Raw genomic sequence first — 4,493 nt, 5'->3', positions numbered from 1 at the left:
ATCTTTTTCAATATACTGACGATACTCATCTAGGGTGGTAGCCCCAATACATTGAATTTCACCTCGAGCCAATGCTGGTTTAAACATATTAGAGGCATCTAGCGAACCGGAAGCTCCACCAGCCCCTACAATCGTATGCAACTCATCAATGAACAGGATAACGTCCGGAGACTTTTCGATCTCGTTCATTACCGCCTTCATGCGCTCCTCAAACTGCCCCCGGTACTTGGTTCCGGCAACCAACGAAGCCAAGTCAAGAGTAACTACTCGCTTGTTAAATAATACACGAGACACTTTTTTCTGAACAATGCGCAGAGCTAAGCCTTCAGCAATGGCAGTTTTACCCACTCCGGGTTCACCAATTAAGATTGGGTTATTTTTTTTACGGCGACTAAGGATTTGCGCGACTCGCTCAATCTCTTTATCTCGGCCCACAATTGGATCAAGCTTATCATCTTCAGCCAATTTGGTTAAGTCGCGTCCGAAGTTGTCCAGCACCGGGGTACGGGATTTTTCGGAACCTTTAGACTCTCGGCTGGAACCTGAACCCCCACCACCAAAGATGCGACCAGAATCTTCGTCGCCATCATCAGTATCGGGTCCGGCTACCGGAGTATCGGATTGATATTCTAATAATTCTTTCACAACATCGTAGTTTACGTCAAACTTCTCTAAAATCTGGGTAGCAATATTATCTTCATCGCGAAGAATGGAAAGGAGCAAATGCTCGGTGCCAATCAGTTGACTTTTAAATATTTTTGCTTCCAAATACGTGATTTTTAGTACCTTCTCTGACTGTCGGGTCAGAGGAATGTTGGCCAGGTTTTTCACGTTACCAGTGGCCGTTCCTTTGGTGGCCTGCTCTACAGCAGTACGTAGTTCATCTAAAGAAACACCTAGCTTTTTGAGCAAGCTTACCGCTACGCCCTCCCCCTCTCGAATCATACCTAGCAATAGGTGTTCAGTCCCAATATAGTCATGCCCCAGTCGGAGGGCTTCTTCCCGACTAAGCGAAATAACTTCCTTAACTCTATTTGAAAATTTAGCTTCCATAAGCTTACTCTTTGGAATTAAATGGTAAAATGGATGTTTCCCCTCGAGCCAAAACCCTCAATAGCAAGATAGATATATATGCTAAGAAAACAACAAGCGGTTTTAAGCATTTGTTCACCTTCCGAATATTGAACGTCGAATAACATTATCGGCATGAGGGCCTTCACAAAATAACAAATCTATGATACTTAAATTTGTTACAAAGTCTTTGCCAAAGGCTTGTATGTACCTTATTGGCACAAATTGACTATTTTCCGACAAATGATTTTTACCCACAATCTTACCTCGCTGATCGATTATGGTGCTGGCTGTTGCTAGAGAAGCTTGACGAGGCCAAAAATCCACCTCAACATTCCACATTAGCAATTCCAGACACTTTGTCAGTAGGGCAAGGTTAAGGTCAATTAAGTAGTTATAAGGCTGGTATAATGTAGTTCGGATATCATCGGCAAAAAATGTGAAAAACGGTGTTTTACCGTAGGCTGATGCCAAACTTCGCCAGTGGTTGTTTTGCCACCGACTCTCGTTCGCTATTCTTACATCTTGAGTAGGCACTTTTCCGCTTCCTCTATGTATGGGTACGCTAAGTGCTTGTATTTTGTTCGGCCCTAAAATATAGCATCGGTTCCGATACGACTGCTTTACGTAGGTTTCATCAACATGAATCCATACTTTATCTGCCGAACGCAGCAAAGAAAAATACTCCAGACAAGGGAAATAATGACTTTCTATTAGTACCGATCGATCCAACGCTGGCGGGTAAAGAGGTAAGTGTCAATTATACCAGTAAAGCGGTATCACCTAACCCCTGACGTAGTACAGCGGGTTCATTTTGCGTGCAGTCTACTACCGTAGAAGCTACGTTGTTTCCCATACCGCCGTCAATAATCAAATCTACCTGATCGGCAAAACGCTCGTAGATCAAAGCAGGGTCAGTAGCGTAAGCCACAATTTCGTCCTCATCGTGTACTGATGTAGTAATTAACGGATTACCTAGGCGGGCTACCAATTGCTGGGGAATGGCGTGGTCGGTTACTCGAACCCCAATTGTTTTACGTTTGCTATCAATTTTTTTGGGTACGTGTTTGCTGGAAGGTAATATAAATGTATAAGGGCCGGGCAAAGCCTTATTCATCATTTTGAAAATGGGGGTGGGAATACTTTTAGAATACTCCGAAACCTGACTGATATTCTGACATAGAAAAGAAAACTGATTTTTTTGAGGATCAACCCCTTTAATTAGGCAGAGACGCTCAATAGCTTCAGGGTTAAGAAGGCTGCAACCTAGGGCATAAATTGTATCGGTGGGATAAATCACCAGCCCACCTTTTTGTAGAACTTCGACTACTTTGGTTAGCTTTTTGTTTTCGGGGTAAAGAGCGTTGATTTTTAGAAGGGATGCTTTCATCTATGTGGTGTTTAATAAAAAAATGAACTTAGCGTAAAAACTTTTCTTAGTAACAACGATGTTACAAAAAACGGAGATGCCGGACAAACGTTAAATGTTAATTCTGAGAGTACTACCAAATTACTAATTTTTATTGCATATGAAAAGACCTAAGCTATTAGCACTTTTTATTGTGGTGGGTTCGGTGTTATTAGTATCATTTTCGTTTTATGCTTACCAAATGGTGTATACTCCTAATGTATTGGCTGATCAATCAGATCGGATACTTCTTATACCATCGGGTGCTACCTTTGATGAAGTACAGGATAGACTGCATGAAGAAAATTATGTAAAAGACTTACTTTCTTTTAGTGTATTAGCTAAACTGATGAAATACGATCAATACCTAAAGCCGGGGCGTTATTTGTTACAGGCTAATATGTCGAATCTGGCAGCAATTCGTCGGCTGCGTTCTGGCGAACAGAAACCAGTGGATGTAACGTTTAACAATGTGCGATTGAAGCCGGAATTAGCTCAGCGGTTGTGTGAAAATCTGGAAGCTGATAAAGAAGATTTTTTAGCTCTCCTCAACAGTGAGGAGTTTGTAAAGGAATACGGTTTTACAACCGAAAATGTGTTGTCGCTGTTTCTACCCGATACGTATCAGTTCTACTGGACAACCTCGGCCGAGGAGCTATTTGACCGATTCTACCAAGAGTATGAGAACTTTTGGAGCAAACAACGAGCGAGCCGGGCTGACTCCCTGAACATGACTCCCCACGAAGTATCTATTTTGGCTTCTATTGTAGAATCAGAAACAAATAAACCCGACGAGGCTCCTAAGGTGGCTGGGCTTTATCTGAACCGGTTGAAACGTAATATTGCTCTTCAAGCTGACCCTACGCTGGTATATGCTGCCGGAGATTTTACTATTAAGCGAGTACTAAATAAGCATAAAGAAATAAATTCCCCTTACAATACATACAAATACACTGGCTTACCTCCGGGCCCGATTCGAGTTCCGTCTATTAATGCAATAGATGCGGTGCTGAACTACGAAGACCATAACTACTTATACATGTGTGCTCGAGAAGACTTTTCTGGTTACCACAACTTTGCTACAAACCTTACAGCTCATTTGGCCAATGCCCGACGCTACCAGCGGGCACTAAGCCAAGCTGGAATTTATAACTAACTATGTATCAACACACTATCCAACTTCGGGTTCGTTACGGAGAAACGGATCAGATGGGTTATGTTTACTACGGTAACTATGCCTCATACTACGAAGTAGCTCGAGTAGAGGCATTACGTAACCTGGGTATGAGCTACCGAAAACTTGAAGAAAGTGGAATTATGATGCCTGTACTAGAGAATCATTCTTACTATCATCAGCCAGTATACTACGATGATCTATTAACAATAAAGGTTCTTTTAAATGATATGCCATCGGTGAGGATTACTTTTGAGTATGAGTTTAGAAGTGAAGATGAAACCCTAGTTCATTCAGGCAAAACAGTGCTGGCATTTATGAAAGCAAATACTAAGCGTCCTTGTCGCCCACCCGAAACAATGATGAAGTTACTAGAACCCTATTTCAGCTAAAATTCTTCCAATAGCTTTATTATATATTTACTTCTGATCCACTAGATTTGCGGTCGCATTAGCAATTTAGCTAATCTACCCAGAGAGTTGGCGGAGTGGTCGAACGCGGCGGTCTTGAAAACCGTTGTACCGCGAGGTACCGGGGGTTCGAATCCCTCACTCTCTGCATCTTGCATTTATCTAATGCCAAAACCCCTTAAATTATAGTAATTTAAGGGGTTTTTTCTTTTTGAGATACTCTATTATTAATAGATTCTAACTACTTATGAGCCCTATTAGGTGCCCTCCATTCTTAAATCTATAAGAGAATCTTGTTTCTCGGGGCTTGCTCCGAGGATTATTTGCTGATCGAGTAAAAGCAGGATGAAAATACCGTAGAACATTTCAGATAAACTGCCATTGGGCTTTAGCCGATGATTCTGGGTATTTCGGAACAACTATTACTACT

General features: G+C 41.8%; 5 protein-coding genes and 1 tRNA gene. 3 read left to right on the top strand and 3 right to left on the bottom strand.

Annotated elements, in window-relative coordinates; translation table 11 throughout:
• From WBA23_RS15310 to WBA23_RS15300, 3 genes are all read right to left on the bottom strand, one after another.
• Positions 1–1,053: Clp protease N-terminal domain-containing protein (locus tag WBA23_RS15310; RefSeq protein ID WP_424583155.1), on the bottom strand; the 1,053-nt coding region annotated here is incomplete at its 3' end.
• A gap of 114 nt (positions 1,054–1,167) precedes the next feature.
• The gene (locus WBA23_RS15305; RefSeq protein WP_424583154.1) at positions 1,168–1,803 is read right to left on the bottom strand and encodes a WbqC family protein; all 636 of its coding nucleotides are present in this window, start codon (positions 1,801–1,803) and stop codon (positions 1,168–1,170) included.
• Between the two features lie 28 nt (positions 1,804–1,831).
• The gene (locus tag WBA23_RS15300; protein WP_424583153.1) at positions 1,832–2,461 is read right to left on the bottom strand and encodes an L-threonylcarbamoyladenylate synthase; all 630 of its coding nucleotides are present in this window, start codon (positions 2,459–2,461) and stop codon (positions 1,832–1,834) included.
• Positions 2,462–2,600: 139 nt separating this feature from the next.
• Here WBA23_RS15300 and mltG point away from each other — a divergent pair, with 139 nt between their 5' ends.
• The 3 genes from mltG (at position 2,601) to WBA23_RS15285 (ending at position 4,211) form a co-directional block, all read left to right on the top strand.
• Positions 2,601–3,635, top strand: a complete 1,035-nt coding sequence (gene mltG / locus WBA23_RS15295) for an endolytic transglycosylase MltG (protein WP_424583152.1) — start codon at positions 2,601–2,603, stop codon at positions 3,633–3,635.
• Positions 3,636–3,637: 2 nt separating this feature from the next.
• Positions 3,638–4,045, top strand: a complete 408-nt coding sequence (locus WBA23_RS15290; RefSeq protein WP_424583151.1) for an acyl-CoA thioesterase — start codon at positions 3,638–3,640, stop codon at positions 4,043–4,045.
• An 81-nt stretch (positions 4,046–4,126) separates the two neighbouring features.
• Positions 4,127–4,211: transfer RNA gene (locus tag WBA23_RS15285), tRNA-Ser, on the top strand.
• Positions 4,212–4,493 lie beyond the last annotated feature (282 nt).

The organism is Tunicatimonas sp. (assembly GCF_049647865.1).
In the GTDB taxonomy this organism is placed as follows: Bacteria; Bacteroidota; Bacteroidia; order Cytophagales; family Cyclobacteriaceae; genus Tunicatimonas.
This window is presented reverse-complemented; position numbering and strand designations above follow the sequence as displayed.